At 68.9% G+C, this 14,667-nt stretch carries 13 protein-coding genes and 5 pseudogenes; 13 read left to right on the top strand and 5 right to left on the bottom strand.

All coding sequences use genetic code 11. The features are described 5' to 3' along the window. Positions 1-579: 579 nt before the first annotated feature. The 6 genes and pseudogenes from ACZ68P_RS26195 to ACZ68P_RS26170 form a co-directional block, all read left to right on the top strand. Positions 580-720 (top strand): annotated as a pseudogene (locus ACZ68P_RS26195) (IS701 family transposase); the annotation flags it as partial. 409 nt (positions 721-1,129) lie between these two features. Beyond that, positions 1,130-1,495, top strand: a complete 366-nt coding sequence (locus ACZ68P_RS26190; RefSeq protein WP_471010551.1) for an STAS domain-containing protein — start codon at positions 1,130-1,132, stop codon at positions 1,493-1,495. 285 nt (positions 1,496-1,780) lie between these two features. Beyond that, positions 1,781-1,951: a LysR family transcriptional regulator gene (locus ACZ68P_RS26185; protein WP_471010243.1), complete on the top strand. Its 171-nt coding sequence runs from the start codon at positions 1,781-1,783 to the stop codon at positions 1,949-1,951. A 118-nt stretch (positions 1,952-2,069) separates the two neighbouring features. Then, entirely contained in the window at positions 2,070-2,468 is a 399-nt protein-coding gene (locus tag ACZ68P_RS26180) for a LysR substrate-binding domain-containing protein (RefSeq protein ID WP_471010241.1), read from the top strand. A gap of 716 nt (positions 2,469-3,184) precedes the next feature. After that, the gene (locus ACZ68P_RS26175; RefSeq protein WP_471010240.1) at positions 3,185-3,535 is read left to right on the top strand and encodes an STAS domain-containing protein; all 351 of its coding nucleotides are present in this window, start codon (positions 3,185-3,187) and stop codon (positions 3,533-3,535) included. After that, positions 3,532-4,464 carry an anti-sigma factor RsbA family regulatory protein gene (locus ACZ68P_RS26170; protein WP_471010238.1) on the top strand — a complete coding sequence of 311 codons (933 nt, stop codon included), beginning with the start codon at positions 3,532-3,534 and terminating at the stop codon, positions 4,462-4,464. The genes ACZ68P_RS26175 and ACZ68P_RS26170 overlap by 4 nt, the downstream gene beginning before the upstream one ends. Positions 4,465-4,832: 368 nt before the next feature. Here ACZ68P_RS26170 and ACZ68P_RS26165 read toward each other — a convergent pair. The 4 genes and pseudogenes from ACZ68P_RS26165 to ACZ68P_RS26150 all read right to left on the bottom strand — a co-directional run. Then, positions 4,833-5,464: pseudogene (locus ACZ68P_RS26165) on the bottom strand (transposase); the annotation flags it as partial. Positions 5,465-5,471: 7 nt separating this feature from the next. Further along, positions 5,472-5,816 carry a hypothetical protein gene (locus tag ACZ68P_RS26160; RefSeq protein WP_471010236.1) on the bottom strand — a complete coding sequence of 115 codons (345 nt, stop codon included), beginning with the start codon at positions 5,814-5,816 and terminating at the stop codon, positions 5,472-5,474. 358 nt (positions 5,817-6,174) lie between these two features. Continuing rightward, on the bottom strand, positions 6,175-6,345 hold the full coding sequence (locus ACZ68P_RS26155) for a hypothetical protein (RefSeq protein WP_471010234.1): 171 nt from the start codon (positions 6,343-6,345) through the stop codon (positions 6,175-6,177). Positions 6,346-8,044: 1,699 nt separating this feature from the next. After that, positions 8,045-8,878, bottom strand: a complete 834-nt coding sequence (locus tag ACZ68P_RS26150; RefSeq protein ID WP_471010232.1) for a hypothetical protein — start codon at positions 8,876-8,878, stop codon at positions 8,045-8,047. Positions 8,879-8,934: 56 nt separating this feature from the next. Here ACZ68P_RS26150 and ACZ68P_RS26145 point away from each other — a divergent pair. From ACZ68P_RS26145 to ACZ68P_RS26125, 5 genes and pseudogenes are all read left to right on the top strand, one after another. Continuing rightward, positions 8,935-9,171 (top strand): annotated as a pseudogene (locus ACZ68P_RS26145) (hypothetical protein); the annotation flags it as partial. After that, entirely contained in the window at positions 9,077-9,406 is a 330-nt protein-coding gene (locus ACZ68P_RS26140; protein WP_471010231.1) for a hypothetical protein, read from the top strand. The pseudogene ACZ68P_RS26145 and the gene ACZ68P_RS26140, both read left to right, overlap by 95 nt. 89 nt (positions 9,407-9,495) lie before the next feature. Further along, positions 9,496-9,654 (top strand): annotated as a pseudogene (locus tag ACZ68P_RS26135) (IS5/IS1182 family transposase); the annotation flags it as partial. A gap of 138 nt (positions 9,655-9,792) precedes the next feature. Next, positions 9,793-10,569 (top strand): hypothetical protein, encoded by a 777-nt coding sequence (locus tag ACZ68P_RS26130; RefSeq protein WP_471010548.1) that lies wholly within the window; start codon positions 9,793-9,795, stop codon positions 10,567-10,569. 220 nt (positions 10,570-10,789) lie between these two features. Then, the gene (locus tag ACZ68P_RS26125; protein WP_471010229.1) at positions 10,790-11,320 is read left to right on the top strand and encodes an excalibur calcium-binding protein; all 531 of its coding nucleotides are present in this window, start codon (positions 10,790-10,792) and stop codon (positions 11,318-11,320) included. Here ACZ68P_RS26125 and ACZ68P_RS26120 read toward each other — a convergent pair. Further along, positions 11,317-12,927: a hypothetical protein gene (locus ACZ68P_RS26120; protein WP_471010228.1), complete on the bottom strand. Its 1,611-nt coding sequence runs from the start codon at positions 12,925-12,927 to the stop codon at positions 11,317-11,319. The two genes, ACZ68P_RS26125 and ACZ68P_RS26120, sit on opposite strands and share 4 nt — an antisense overlap. Before the next feature lie 117 nt (positions 12,928-13,044). Between ACZ68P_RS26120 and ACZ68P_RS26115 the strand changes: the two genes are divergently transcribed. Together ACZ68P_RS26115 and ACZ68P_RS26110 are read left to right on the top strand one after the other, a co-directional pair. Then, positions 13,045-14,214 carry an endonuclease/exonuclease/phosphatase family protein gene (locus ACZ68P_RS26115; protein WP_471010226.1) on the top strand — a complete coding sequence of 390 codons (1,170 nt, stop codon included), beginning with the start codon at positions 13,045-13,047 and terminating at the stop codon, positions 14,212-14,214. Between the two features lie 11 nt (positions 14,215-14,225). Further along, positions 14,226-14,639 (top strand): annotated as a pseudogene (locus ACZ68P_RS26110) (integrase core domain-containing protein); the annotation flags it as partial. Between the last annotated feature and the right edge of the window lie 28 nt (positions 14,640-14,667).

The following is a 14,667-nucleotide window of genomic DNA, read 5'->3' as shown; positions in this document are numbered from 1 at the left end:
CGGCGATCACAGCCAACCGGCCCAGCCGAAAGTCAGGAGGTAGGCGCGGGTAACGGCGGCTCGCCCGCGGCGTCCGCCGCTGACAGTCGCAATAAGGGCGACGGTAAACCAGACCGCAAGGGCGCCACCGACCATCAGAGCCCACACGGCGGAGCCCACCGCGGCGAACATGGCCACGAAGAAGACCGTGATATCGGCCAGCCAAGTCCGACGTCCTTGTGGACGCCCCTGCCCGCCATCACGTTGCCCGCAGCGAGTTTCACCACACAACTTCAGCGCACCACGGGCGAAGCAGTAACCCCGCGGTGGCATCCCGGTAGGCGGAGTCCGGACTGACACCAACATCAAGTACTGGCCGCCCACGCCCATACCTCGACGCGCTCCCACATGGAGCCGGGCACGGCCATCTGGCCGGGCCACGCTCGCTGCTGTCCCGTCTTCCAGTTCAGTGGCTGGGACCGGCGGCCTCGCTCCTGCGGCCCCGCTTCGCGCAGGCGTCCTCGAAGGCGGTCAAGCCGAGCACACGCCGGTCGAGGGACAGCCGGTCGAGTTGAGCCGAGGGCGAGTGCCCTTGCCTATCTGCTCGGGCTGCTGTCGCAAGCAGAGCGGAAGAATTGCTGGCAGTTGGCCGAACAGGCTGGTCACGCCCGGCCGGGGCCGATGCAGCGACTGCCGCGCTACGCCCGCTGGGACGCCGACGCCGTCCGCGACGACATCCGCTAGTACGCGCGGCGGACAGGCATCACCCGCACGGACACTGCCCGCCCGTCTATTCCCCTGCTGACCGCCGCAGAGGCGCGGGAGGCGGTTGGGTACATGAACCTGCTGGAGACACTCGACCTCACGCCGCGCGGCGCGGCCGCCGGGCAGCTGGCCTCCGACCTGGCCCGCCGTATCCCCGTCGAGTAGCTGCACCGTGGCTTCGCGGCATCGTGAGGACTGTGGATCGGGCGCTCCCGCCACGGCCGGCAGCGGGCCTGCAGGTGAGCCGCCATCCTGCCGTTGTCACCGCACCGCTGGTAACGGGCGGCCTCGTTTGCGGGCTCGGGATCCACCGCCCAGGGCTCATGCGGCTCAACCTCTAGCCGCTAGCCTCTAGCCTAGGGGTGCGACCACATACGAAGGAGACCTGACTATCGCTGAACAGCCGGAACTACCACAACAGTTTTCCTCCACCGCCTCCACCGTCAACGGCACCCACGTCGTCAAGGTGAGGGGAGAAATCGACCACACCGCAAGAGGTGTCCTCGACAAGGCTCTCCTGCCCAAGTACGGCGCCGGCCCACCTCGGGTCGTGATCGACCTCGGCGCAGTGACGTTCATGGATTCCAGCGGCATCAACATCCTCATCAGCACCTATCACACCGCCACCGACGCCGGCGGATGGCTCCGCCTCGCCGCAGTCCAGGCACCGGTCCTGCGCGTCCTGCAACTCGTCGGCCTGGACAGCATCATCACCTGCCACCCCGACCTCGACCAGGCCCTTTCCGCTTGATCGCCGGCCAGCTCTCGACGAGGCCATGACCTCGTGCAGATGATGACCGGCATCCGCGGCGGCGGACCCGGCCGAGCTGGGTCAGCTCCCGGCGCGCGCCATACGTCGCGTACATCACAGTCAGGCCTACGGCGTCGCTCTTCGGTGCGGACATCTGCGGCGTTGCTGCCAGATCTTCATGCGTCAGTGCATGCCTTAAACGTTCCTGCGGTCCGTGCATATGATCCAGCCACACTTCTACGCGGTGCGCCAACCGTTGAGTCGTCGATACAGGGGGCGGGGCCGGTGGAGCTACGGGACATCGAAATCTTCCTGGTGCTGGCAGAAGAGCTGCACTTCGGCCGGACCGCGCAACGCCTGCACGTCTCCCAGGCACGCGTCAGCCAGGCCATCAAGAAGCAGGAACGACGCATCGGAGCCACCTGTTCGCCCGCACCAGCCGGACAGTTCGGCTGACCGAGTCGGCCGACAGTTCCGCGACGACCTGCAACCCGTCTACACGGGCCTGCACGCATCCCTCGAGCGGGCCCAGCTGGCCGCCCGGGGCATCACCGCACAACTGCGCGTCAGCCTCATGCCCTTCAACGTGGGCGATCTACACCCCTACTGGAAGACCTTCCCCGCGCGCCACCCACACTGGGGACTCCAGATCCGCCAGACGACCTATGCCGATCCGTTCAGTCAGCTCCGCAGCGGTGCCCTGGACGTCGTGGTCCTTTGGCTGCCGGTGGAAGAGCCGGACTTCACCGTCGGGCCGATCCTGTGCACCGACTCCCGGATCCTCGCCGTAGCCGCCGACCACAAGCTTGCGTCACGGGACTCCGTCCACTGGAGCTGTTCGCCGACTTTCCGCACACCTCCGGCCAAGGCCTGCCGGACTACTGGGAGGACAGCTACCTGCCCTTCCACACCCCACGAGGCCGCACGATCGAGCGCCTTACCTCCGCGGCCTCGGACAACGCCGACGAGCTGATCAGCCACATGTCACGGCTTCCCTCCAGTCACCCCGCCACCGACCGGCAGTCCGGAATGATCCAACCGGTCCTCCGGCCGCCGGAATGTAGCGACATCAGCCGAAGCACGATAGCTGCAGTGCCGGACATGGCTGTGGCCCGTGCGCCTGCCCGCAGGGCCCCCGGATCGAAGACGGAGCAAGCTGCGGAGCTGGCGGTATGGCGCCTCTAGTACTCCAGCTGTAGATCGTGATCTTCAACCTGCTCGTCGCTCCTGACGTCCCGTTGAGGCTCGGACATCTTCAACCTCCGGGCATCGATGAGGGTGCCGTCGTACCAGACTCCCGACAGGGCACCTGGCGCGACCCGCCTTGACCAGCAGGCGTCCATCGGACGGCCTCGGACCGTCACCCTTCTCGCTTACGACCTTGTACCTCTTCAGCCCTCACCAGGACTCTCGCTCTCGTCGATGCAGCCCGCCTCGCTCAGGTACATGGCGCCGAGCCTGCTGCCAGCAGCACGCGGTAGAAGCGGGCCGCACACCGATCACGGCGTCTGCCTTCAACCAGCACCATCGGCCGCGGCGAGCAAGGGAGGGGCGCGTCGACCGTCCCCAAGCGTCACTTGGTCGATGCTGGGGCGCCGCGCGTCACCTTCCTCGTGCCGTTAGGTCCACACGGCTTCGCCGGTGCGGGATACTGGTCTTTCAGACAGCAGGAGACCCAGGGGTGACGGCGTGGACGGTTCAGGGGAGGGAGAAGCTCTGCCGGCCTCGTCTGCGGGCGCTTTGTGCGTACGCCCGCTGGCGGACCGGCCAGGCTGGCAAGCGAGCGGCGAGATCAGCCTGATTACGCGCCCGGCCTGGGAACAGACTCTGCAGCAGCTGGCCCTGAGCGACGAAGAGGCTTGCCACTTGGAACTTTCCGCGGTCACCTTCATGGATGTCGCCGGCGTCTCGGCTTTGGCGGTGGCCGCCCAGGGCCTTCCCGCAGGGCGACGCATCGTGCTCGAAGAGCCGCCTGCCGCCCTGCGCCGCGTGCTGGAGATGTTCTGGCCGGACCTGCCCGCCGTCGAGGTGATCGCGTGAAGACTGCCCCGACTACAGAGCCGTTCATCCATCCTGCCTTGTTCTACCGGGGCGAGCAGGAGTACCTGCAGGGCACGGTGCCGTTCATCCGCGATGGCCTGAGGTCCGGAGAACCGGTGGCGGTGGCCGTGCCCGGGCCGAACCTGAAGATCCTCAAGACGGCCTTGGGCGAGGACGCTGCGGACGTCCGGTTTCTCGATATGACCGAGGCGGGGCGCAACCCCGGGCGGATCATCCCTAAGGTGTTGCGTGCCTTCGCCGACGCACACCGCCAGGGGCGTGTGCGGATCATCGGCGAGCCGATCTGGGCCGGCCGCAGCAGTGTGGAGTACCCAGCATGTGTCCAGCACGAAGCGTTGATCAACCCAGCGTTCCAAGGCAGGAACGTCACCATTCTGTGCCCGTACGACGCCGACAGCCTCGACGAGCAGGTGCTCACCGACGCGTACGCGACCCATCCCGTCGTCATCTCCGGCGGTCAGGAGCAGGCCAGCCCTGCCTACGCCCCCGATCATGTGATCGCCCGCTACAACCAGCCCCTGGCACGGGCAGCCATGGGCGAAGAACTCGGCTTCGACGCAGACACGCTGTCGGGCGCCCGGCGCTACGCGGTCGAGCAGGCCGCGCGGTTGGGTCTGTCCGGTATCCGCCTGGAGGACATGGCCCTGATCGTGGCCGAGCTGACCACCAACAGCGTCGTGCACGGCGGCGGTTCGGGCACCGTACGGATATGGGCCGACGACGGCCAGGTGGTGTGCGAGGTCCGCGACCGTGGGCACCTGAGCGATCCGCTGGCCGGCCGTCGCCCACCTGCACCTGGCCAACTGGGCGGCCGGGGCCTGTTGCTGGTGCACTACCTCGGCGACCTCGTACGCATCCACACCGGCCCCGACGGTACAGCCATACGCTGCTACATCGGCCGCGGCTGACCCTGCCGTAACAGTTCGGGGCTCTCCGTCGCAGCGGCCTCGAACGGTCCGCCGGCGGACACGGGCGCTCAGGGTGCACTGGTGCCGCAGAAGCGAAAGCTGCTGGAGCGGGCACCCGTCGCCTGCGGCGACCTGCAGCTTCGCTGTGTCGTGAGGCAGGGGCTCTTCAGGTGCCGACGGCGGTGACACCGAACACCAGCAGCTCTTGTCGTAGCCGCCGGGACGGTAGCGGTCCCAGTCCACGCCGAGCAGGAAGGGGAAGTCGGTGACGGTGCCGGGGCCGTGGTTCGTGCCGACGAGCTTGGTCGGCACCGTCTCGCCGGGGGTAACCGGCCCGGACGGCACGGTCCACGTGAGCCCCAGCTCCGCGGGGTGCTCAACACGGGCCCGGACCTTGCGGTGGGAGGTGTTGTGCTCCTCCTTCCAGGCCAGGAGTGCGGCCTGGCCGTGCTTCCGGCGATGCGGGATGACCAGCCAGGTGCCTCGGTATCCCCCCGTCCGCGATCACCGTCGTCTTGCCGACGGCGACCTGCGCACCGGACAGTTCCCACGCCTTGCAGTCGTTGCGGATTCCGGGCAGCGGCCGGCCGCCGACTATGACGAGGCGGGTATCAGCGTCGATGACGACCTGGTGGTTGGTGGAGTACCGGTAGTTCCTCGACCGCTCGGCGATGGTGTGGCCGCGGGTGGGGACCAGGGTGCCGTCCACGATGAGCACGGTGCCCTTGGTGAACCGCTTGCGGAGCTGAAGAGCGAGCTTCGGTCCGAGGTGGTCGATGATCCGGCCCGCTGCCGAGTTCGACCCCGGCAACGGGGCGAGCCAGTACGCGGCGACCAGCAGGGCCCGGTCCTCCAGCGGAAGACTCCGCGGCCGGCCCTTGCGGACCGTGTCCGCGCCTGCGCGTCGCAGCACCGTTACCAGACTGGCGAAGGTGCGCGGGCTCAGCCCGGAGAACGGGGTTGTCCAGGACGGCTCCGACGCCGTGATTACACCAGCCACTGCGTGATCATTCCACTGCTCCAGGTCCGCCCTGCTCGAACGCTATACGGCAGCGTTCTACCTGGTCGGCCACCTGCTCCATGTACCAGCGCATGACCTCGTAGGGGATGACGCGCTCGCCAGGGCTCCAGACGCGGACGGTCGGCTGCAGATTCGGGTCCTCGTCCGGGACGTGTGTCACCAAGAAGGCAGGGCCGGGCAAGTGGGTGGCCGCGGCATCGGGGTTATCGGCCCCCTCTGCGGCCGCAGGCACAGCCTCGCTCAGCTCCACGGCCCAGGCATCGTCGGACAGGGCGTAGTGGAACAGGACAGCGTAGTGGCGACCTGTGTGTTCTTTGAGTTCCCATGGCATGTCGGCAGGCTGTCACAGCTGGCCTGTTGGAGGCTTGCGGATATTCCGGCTCTCACCTGGGTGCACCGCGCCGGCTGGACAGCCCTTAGCTGTCGCGCGCTTCGTCGCTATGGCCCTGGTGCTGCCGATCGTCTTGGTGACGACGAGGCGACCAAACTGAGGTTAGCGAGGTCACTCGTCCGGCGATCTTGAAAAACCGTCGTGGCAGTGATGTCACAGTGGGTTCAAATCCCACATCCACCGCAGGTGAGCGGCCCTGACCAGGCAGATCGGTCAGGGGTCGTTCGCATGTACGTGCACCGTGGCTGCCTGGTGCTCCACGTGATTCCCCGTTCTCTGGGTCACGGGAGGGGCACGGTTACCGACTGAGAGCCTCAACGAGGTCCACGAACAGCGATATGCCGAAGATGGCGACAGCTACGATCCCGGCCACCAACAGGGTCACGATCAACGCGATCGCCATCGTGATCCGCGTGCGTCTCACAGCCGACCTGTATGCGCTGTCGTCGTCCCAGTCCTGATCATGCATGGCGACCCCCTTGGTAGGCACCGTACAAGAGGCCTGTGGAGCGGCTTTGGGTGGCCTGACGACATGTTCCTCAGCCACGACGAGACCGGTACCGACGCGGGGCGACCACGCCGGCCGGCACCACATCGCGGCAGCAGCTGCTCGCCGCCCGCCCAGCGGAACCCGTCGAACTTCGCTTGGAAGGCCAGCCCGCCAGGTAGCGAACCCGGGCCGTGGACTGTCTCACGGGCGTGGGCCAGCATCGGCTCGACCGGAGGCGTCAGCATTCCTCAGGTCTACGACGCTGAGCGCTGGTCCGCCAGGCGGCTTCGACGCTTGAGTGCTGGGACCAAGCCGTCTTCAGAGAATGCCTCGCCGATGACGCCGCATGCTGAGGTAGCGCCTGACGGGCCGATGCTCCTTCGGATGAAGGACGCGGCGACACGCCGTAGCGAGATCGAGGCTGCCGGACCACATCCCTTTCATCAGCTCGGCTATCGAGTCACGCCACACGAAAAGGGCGGTTGTGCAGGCGCTGTACGCGGCACGCCGAGACTTGTGGTCTTCCAGCGCTGCCTGTCCCCGGTTGTCGACGCCAGCCGCTCTCACTGCCCCTGTAGCGCCGACGAATGCTCCAAGCACCGTTCCCGTCACGCCCACGAGGGCCACTGTCGTCACTGCATCCATCGCAGCATTGCGTGGGTCAGGAGAGCTCCGCCGGGTGGCTTTCGCCCGTGCGATAGCCACTACGGTTTGCGTGGCCTGAGGTCAGAACCCAAGGCCCCCCAGGGCTTGCAGACGTCGCCCAGCTCCATCTCCGGAAGACCCTTGAAGACGGTGACCCCCGCGTCCGCGGGGATGAACCGTACTGCCAGCGATCCAGCGCGCACGCCCCGCGGTGCAGCATCGGATGCCCCTCCACGGCAGGTGACGGCTGGGTCGATCATGGAACCCAACCTGGTCGACATCCTCACCGGCCGTGCCACCGCACGAGAAGCTCTGGAAAAGACAGCCCACACGACCCTGCGCCTCCTGCCCGACTACCGCACGCCCTGACAGCGTTTCGTTTGCCTGTGGCCGCCGCCGGTCAGGGACCGGCACGGCCCTCGGGGGCTCGCTGGCTGAGCGGGACCACCGGCGGCGACGCCACCGTCCAGGTTGCCGAAGAAGAAGGCCGCGGCCAAGAAGACGCCCGCGAAGAAGACGGCGGCCACCAAGTTGGTGTCATCGCTTGCCTGCGCGCAGTCAAGGACATGGCAGACGACGACTCCCCCACCGTGCGAAGGCGCGCGTGGAACTGATGGATTCCCTTCATCCGAAGCCGACTTCCGGGCCCCGTCAGGGTGCGGCCTACCGCTGGGACAGTCTCACCGTTCGGTGCTGTCGGTCGACCTCGACGACGACCACAGCGGGCCTGGAGGGCGCCCTGGAGGCTTTCAGGTGGTGATGACGAGGGTGATTGTCGGGACGAGCGGGGCCAGAACGCTGAGGAGCAAGCATGTGCGTGGAGAGAGCGTCGTTCTGCGCCGTAGCGGCCGGTTGGCCAGCCACCAGAGCAGGCTGTACAGCCCGGCGGCGGGGACGATGATCAGCAGCCAGCCGACCAGTGCTTCGCCATCTGTTCCACCTCTTCCTTCGCGCCGCGCTGCCGGAGCCGCAGATGAGGATGCAGCCGTGGGAAACGCTCATCCACGACGTCCTGCATTCTTGGGCGTGATGGTCACTCGGTGGCGGCCATCATTTCCACGAAGATGAGACCCGCCGTGACGGCCCACAGCAGCAAGGTCCCGATGGTGGCCAGCACACGCGTGGAGGCGGGATAGACACCGACCGGCTGGCCGGGGTCGTCCGGGTGATAGCTGATCTCGATCCGGCTCGCGGACGCGTCCCGGTAATAGCTGTGGGTCGTGCCGCTCGGATCCGTGTACTCGTACTTCCCCGACTTGCCGTACGGACTGCTGCGCACCGCCATCACCGTGATGCCGCGCCGGGGGAGCAGCCACATCTGCAGGACCCGCTCCCCTGCGGTGGCGCTCGCGAGGTTGAGGAACACGCTCACGATCCCCATCGGGATCGCGAGGATGAGCATGCCGGCCTCCCCGTGCATGACGTACAGCACGCTGGTCACGATGAGCGTCGCGAGACCGGGCACGACAGCGAGCAGCAGCCAGGCTGCGGTCCGGGCCTGCTGCCCGGCGGTGCGGGACGGACCGGGGTTACGGGGGTTGCGCAGGGAACGGGTCGTCACGAGCGCGGCGCCGTCGAAGGACGGGCCCGGCTCCGGCAGGGCGGCCAGGGCAGCGCCCACCGCCGTCGCGAACAGGTCCGCCGCGGCCTCGCCGACGCCGTCGATCCGGTGCGTGACTGGCGTGCCACCGGCCGGGACCCGCAGTTTGACGGCGACGGCCCGGCGGTCCGGTACGACGTCGCGGACAGCCTGCAGGGGGATGCGTATCTCTTCCTCCCCGCGGCGCAGCGTCAGTGCGCCGTCCTCGTGGCGGAGGGCGGCGCCGCCGCTGCCGCGCAGGATGGGAGCGGACGGTGTGGTCGACATGGACGTGATCGTAAGGGGTGATCACTGGACCTGACACCGGCCCTCGCCCGGGAGGCGGTCGGGTACCTGGAAGGCCGGCCTTCGACCGCGAGGACTACAAGGCCCGGCACGCGGTCGAGTGTGGGATCAACCGGCTCAAGCGCAACCGCGCGGTCGCCACCCGGTTCGACAAACTTGCCGTCCGCTTCGAAACCAACGATGAGGGCTCGGTACTACGGCGCCGACAGCGAGAACGGCGACCGCATCGACGACCCCTCCGAGGACGCGCTGTTCATGATGGTCAGCGACCTTAACGACTCCGACAGCACGTTCGTCGTCGTCCAGCCCAACGAGGACGCCCCCGTCTGGTTCGCCTCCGTGGCCGTCCTCGGCGAAGGCAGCTACGAGATCGTCCGCCGTGACGCCGCCCGCGACGAACACAAGGTCACCACGGCGACCAGCATCAACGACATCGCCCGCGACCTCACCATCTGGATGGCCGCCCGCGACTTCACCGGACGGCCAACCATGCAGGTCAGGGTGTTCTAAACGGCCTAGGCGAGCAGGCCGGGCCGTGCTCGGCTGAACCGCACGCTGAGCGAGCGGAGGCAGAGCGGGTGCTGCGCGCGTTACGTCTCCTCCTGCCCTTGTGGGACGCAGTGCCGCCGATCCGGGCACTGCGAGGTCGTCCCCGCACCCAGCCGCGGCGTCTGTACGCCGACCGCGGCTACGACTTCGACAAGTACCGCCGTCTGCTGTGGAAAAGCGGCGTCAAACCGATGAGAATCCGGGCGGGGCCGCCTGCACCTCTGTGCGCCGGCGGCACCGCGCGGCAGACTCTGTGCCGGCTCGGCGCCCCCGCAGAGCTCTGTGGTCACGCCGCCCCGTGCGGCATGGGCCAGCGACACCTCCGACAGCAGAAAGCTCCATCCTCGATGACCACACACCCCCTCCACACCGAGCGCAGCGGTGGGCAGACCGCTTCCGTCGTGACCGACCTGCCGTTCAAGCCTCAGCTCGTCAAAGCGGTGTTCAGGGACGTGACTTCGTTGCACGTCTCCCGGCCGGCCGCGTGGGCCGCCGCGTCGGTGACGCGGACCGTGCTGACAGAGATCATCGACGGCGCGAGAAGCGCGGCGGCCGAGGAGGCCAGGACGAAGCTGCTTCCCAAAGACCTCATCTCGGCGATCGACCGGAACATCGAAGTAGAGGTGGGATCCGCGTGGTACCTGCACAGCCCGACCTTCCACGGCCTGATCGGCGAGGTGCGCAACGCCGATGGTGCGCTCGTGTCTCTTCGTGAGCGCCGCGGGGCGCGTACACCGAGTGGTGTGGCTGGCGCCCACCGGTTCGAGGCCGGGGTGAGAAGGCTGCTGGGGAGCCGGGGGGTGAGGGCCGTCCCGGCGATGATCCGCGACCTGGACGGAATCGCGAGCGTGTTCCTGACGGCCCTGGCCCGGGACGCGGCCAAGGTCGTCCGCGAGGGCGGGGTCAAGCGGTCCGGGACGGTCAGTCTGGTGGTGCCGGGCGAGCCGGCCCCGGCCCCGCTACTCAAGGACCCCCTCCTCGGCCTGTCCACCCGCCGCGGGGACGGGCGCACTGTCGGCGGGGACGACGTCCTGGCCGCCGTCACGATGCAGCTATTCGGCGATCTCAGACGACGCGCCGTCACCGAGGCAGCCGAGATGACACAGGACAAGTCGGCCAACTGATCGGACCCGCCCCTGCGCTCTGCCCACTGCGCACGGTTCCCACCTGCGTGCGGCTCCCGGAATCCAACCAGCTTCGCCAGAACGGTGCTCCGTACTCGCCCACCGGATGGGTAAGCGGCCCGTCATGCAAAGCGACGCAGTTCGGCCTAACACGGCGCGCCATGGGGAACGGGCGCTCGTAGCGTCGAATCGACGGTCGCCTGACCGCGAGGAGGCCCAGATGAACCGACGCGCCGCTGTCGCCGGTCTCGCCCTGGCCGTCGGGACACTCGTTCCGACGGCGGGAACCGCACACGCCCAGGATCTGAATTGCATTGACTTCCAGTTTCAGGAGGATGCCCAGGCTGAGTTCAACCGGGACCCCAGCGATCCGCACCGGCTCGACGAGGACCGGGGCGACGATGACGGAATCGCCTGCGAATGGCGTACGCGTAGGGGCGGCGCCGCTGTACCGGTGGCACCCCCGGCGTCTGTTCGGCCGACGGTCATGCCCTCACGGGGCGCCCAGGGCGGCGTGGGCGGAGCCCACGGCCCCACCGACGTCGAGGCCGCCGTCGGCCTCGGCCTCGCCGTCGTATCCGCCGCCGGGCTCACCTACGCATTGCACCGACGCCGCGGCCGCGCCAGTGCCCCGCGCCGGCCGAGGGCCGGCCCCCTCACCGGTCTGGCCGGTGATCAGACATGCGTGGCGGTGCTCACCCGGGCATCATGCCTGACTGCCTACAGCCATGATCGGCAGGACGAGTCCTAGTTGAGCGGAGGCAGCCGGTTCAGCCACGGGGAGGGCTCGACACCGTTCTCCGTGAGGACGGTCACCCCGGCCGCATTGCCTGTGCCGGGCCCGAAGGCGGAAGCGGAGGACCCCGCGAAGGGCTTCGCGGAGACCACCTGGGGAGCTCCGGACCCCGAGATGGACAGGCTCAGTTCGAACAGGGTGGCGCCGGTGGTGAGGGTCCGCGCTACGGGAGCCGTGGCGTCCTCCCAGGGCGCGCCGATCAGGAGCTCGGCCCGGCCGTCCGCGGTCAGGTCCTGGAGGGCGACGGTATACCCGAAGCCCTCGCCCTGCTTGGCGACCGCGGACAGCGGAGCAGTGTCCTCGGTCAGGGTGGTGCTCGGCCGGGCGGTGAGGCCGGCCGGGTCGCCGGTGAAGACGGTGACACTGCCCGTACCGCGGGCCCGCAGCGCGCCGACGGCGAGCTCGTCCAGACCGTCGCCGTTCACGTCGCCCGCGGACAGCGCGCCGCCCCAGTAGGCGCCGGCTTCCGGCGCCGACGCGGCGAGGACGGTGAGAGCGGGCGTGGCCGCCGGGCTGATGCCGGTGGCTCCGCCGCGCGTGACCACGACCACGCCGGAGTTCGGTGCGGGGGAGGCGACCGGACTCTGGTCGGCGAAGACGGCGAGGTCGGCGTAGGCCGAGCCGTGGAAGCGGCCCGCCACCAGTGCGCGCAGGTGGCCGGTCGTACGGGTGTGGTTGACGTTGACGACCGCCGCGCCGGCGCCGTCGATGCCGGTTGCGGTACCGCGCAGGACCATGGCGGCGCCCCAGGCTCCCCTGGTTCCGGAGAGGTACTCGCCGGCGGCGAGCACGGCCAGGTCGTCGTGGCCGTCGTCCCGGAGATCGGCGGCTGCGAGCGAAGCGCCGAAGTGGTCGTAGGGCTCGGCGGCGCCGGCCACCGTGCCGTCGAACATTTTGGCGCTGTCCGCGGTGAGCCCGGTGGGGCCGCCGTAGAGGACGGTCACCCTGCCCGCCTCGAAGGCGGTGCCCACGGCCTCGCCAGGGGCACCGATGGCGAGGTCGGCGTAGTCGTCACCGTTGAAATAGCCCGTGACCAGGCTGCTGCCGAACCGGTCGCCCGCTTCGTTGTCGCCCGGAACCGGCCGTCCTGCAGCGTCGACAGCGTTCTGCTCGATTCCGGTCATCCCGCCTTTTCCGGCGCCGATGTAAGGCGCGGCGCTCTGGCCGTACTGGACGGCGACCGTGCCCGCGTCCACGAAGGTGCCGACCGTCTCGTGGGGGTTGCCGATGGCGACATCGGCCCGGCCGTCGTTGTCGAAGTCGCCGGTGGCGACCGCCTGGCCGAAGGCGTCCTCGCGCTCGGGGGTGCCGGGGACCGTGCCGTCCTGGCTGAACAGGGCGGGGGCCGGTCGGGACGCCTGGCCGCCAGGCAGGACGTGGACGGAGCCGCCGAGATCGGGCGTGCCGAGGGGCGCCGCCGTCCAACGGTTCAGCCGGGCCGCGGACGCGACCACGAAGTCGCCGGTGCCGTCACCGTTGATGTCCGTGGCACGGGCCCGCTGCCCCGCGGCCGCCTCGGCCTGCTCGGGCAGCGACACCACGACGCTCGTCGCCGTCAACATCAGCGCGACTGCCCACCGGTTCCACCTCCACGAACCGACTCCCGCTCGCCCTGTCACGCAGACCCCCTCCGCCATGTGTTCGATGGCACCCTGTACTCCGGTTGATCATCAGGGGGCATGGAGGTGAACGTGGTGCGTCGTCAGCTCGGTGCGGCCGCAGCCGTGGTGGCTGTTGCATCGCTTGTCTACGCGGGGGGCGTGCTGCGCGACAGCGCCACGGAGGCGCCCGAGCAGAGCGCGGCGGGCACCACCGCCACCATCCGGGTCCTCGATTGGAACGTCTGCGGCGAGTCCGGCTCGTGCCCGTCGTCCGTCGTGGCCGGGAAGCCCGCACCGGAGGTGCAGCAGGAGCAGCTCGCGGCCCGCGTCGCGGAGCTCGTGACGAAGAAGAACGCCGAGGCCGTCTTCCTCCAGGAGGTGTGCGGCGACGACGCGAAGAACGACAGGTCCTACGACACCAAGCGGGTGGACAAGAGCCTGGTGACGTGGGTGGGCGACAAGCTCAACGCCGGCAAGACGGGCGCCGACCGCTGGGACGTCGCGTTCGTGCCGTACACCCGTCCCGCCGAGAACCGCTTCGCGACGGACGTTCCGGTCGCCCCCTATCCGACGGCCTCGAAGCCCACGGAGAACCCCGAGTACCCTCCCCGGTACGACAATCCGTCGGCCACCAGCGACTTCCGCTGCCGCGGCCCCTACAAGGTGGGCGTCCAGGGCATGGCCATCGCGGTGAGGGGCTCTCTCGCAGCCGACAAGCGCGAGGAGTACGATCTGGACTCCCCCGAGGCGGGATTGTGGCTGAAGGTCCTCTGCGTGACCCGGGCGACCGGCGCACAGGTCCGTCTCTGCACCAGTCACCTCACCCCCAAGGCCGAGGACCGCGACCACCGCGCGGGCTACCGGTACCGCGGGGAGCAGGTGCAGCGGCTCACCGAGATCGTCGGCGACGGGGCCGACACCGTGTTCGGCGGCGACTTCAACGCCCGTCCTCCGGCCGACAACGAGATCATCGACGGGAACGTCCTCGCCCCGCTCTACTCCCGGTACCGCGAGTGTGAGCAGAAGACGAGCGGCACCGTGGCGCAGGGCTCCGGAACGATGTGGAACTACCCCACGCCGACCGCTTCGGGCGCGCCCATCCCGCCTCCGTACCGCAGCGACCGCAAGTACGACTACCTCTTTTCCAAGAGCTCCTTCATCTCCTGTGAGGTCGTGGCGGACGCCGCCCTGATCCCCTGGTCGGACCACCTTCCCGTGGTCGGCGAGGCGCAGGTGACCGTCGGCTGACACCCGTGGGGCACGCGCGCCTGGTCTACGGCGAGATCCACCCCGACGAGAAGGTCGCGACCTGCGCGGCCTTCCTGACGGCCGCCTTCTTCCACAGCCAGGGCATCGACCGCATCGAACGGGTCCTGACCGACAACGCCTGGGCCTACCGCAAGGGCCTGGCCTGGAGGAACGCGCTCGCCGACCTCGACGCGACCGGCAAGCTCACCCGGGCCCACCGGCCGCAGACCAACGGCAAGGTCGAACGCTTCAACCGCACCCTGCTCGACGAGTGGGCCTACCTGCGGCCCTACACCTCCAACACCGAACGGACCGAAGTCCTGGGGAACTTCCTCCACACCTACAACCACCACCGCTGCCACACCGCACTCGAAGGCAAGCCCCCGATCAGCCGCGTCAACAACGCTGCGGGTCAATACACCTAGGGCGTGTCCGACGATTCCCGCCGGGCCC

Source organism: Streptomyces sp. NPDC036822, from assembly GCF_055609145.1.
Note: the sequence above shows the minus strand (reverse complement) of the source record. Positions and strands in the feature narration are given on the sequence as shown.

Coding starts and splice junctions, on each gene's coding strand:
- ACZ68P_RS26115 (WP_471010226.1), top strand. CDS start 13,045: ATGGAGGTGAACGTGGTGCGTCGTCAGCTCGGTGCGGCCGCAGCCGTG.
- ACZ68P_RS26180 (WP_471010241.1), top strand. CDS start 2,070: ATGCCCTTCAACGTGGGCGATCTACACCCCTACTGGAAGACCTTCCCC.
- ACZ68P_RS26120 (WP_471010228.1), bottom strand. CDS start 12,927: ATGTTGACGGCGACGAGCGTCGTGGTGTCGCTGCCCGAGCAGGCCGAG.
- ACZ68P_RS26150 (WP_471010232.1), bottom strand. CDS start 8,878: ATGTCGACCACACCGTCCGCTCCCATCCTGCGCGGCAGCGGCGGCGCC.
- ACZ68P_RS26125 (WP_471010229.1), top strand. CDS start 10,790: ATGAACCGACGCGCCGCTGTCGCCGGTCTCGCCCTGGCCGTCGGGACA.
- ACZ68P_RS26130 (WP_471010548.1), top strand. CDS start 9,793: ATGACCACACACCCCCTCCACACCGAGCGCAGCGGTGGGCAGACCGCT.
- ACZ68P_RS26160 (WP_471010236.1), bottom strand. CDS start 5,816: ATGCCATGGGAACTCAAAGAACACACAGGTCGCCACTACGCTGTCCTG.
- ACZ68P_RS26155 (WP_471010234.1), bottom strand. CDS start 6,345: ATGCATGATCAGGACTGGGACGACGACAGCGCATACAGGTCGGCTGTG.
- ACZ68P_RS26140 (WP_471010231.1), top strand. CDS start 9,077: ATGAGGGCTCGGTACTACGGCGCCGACAGCGAGAACGGCGACCGCATC.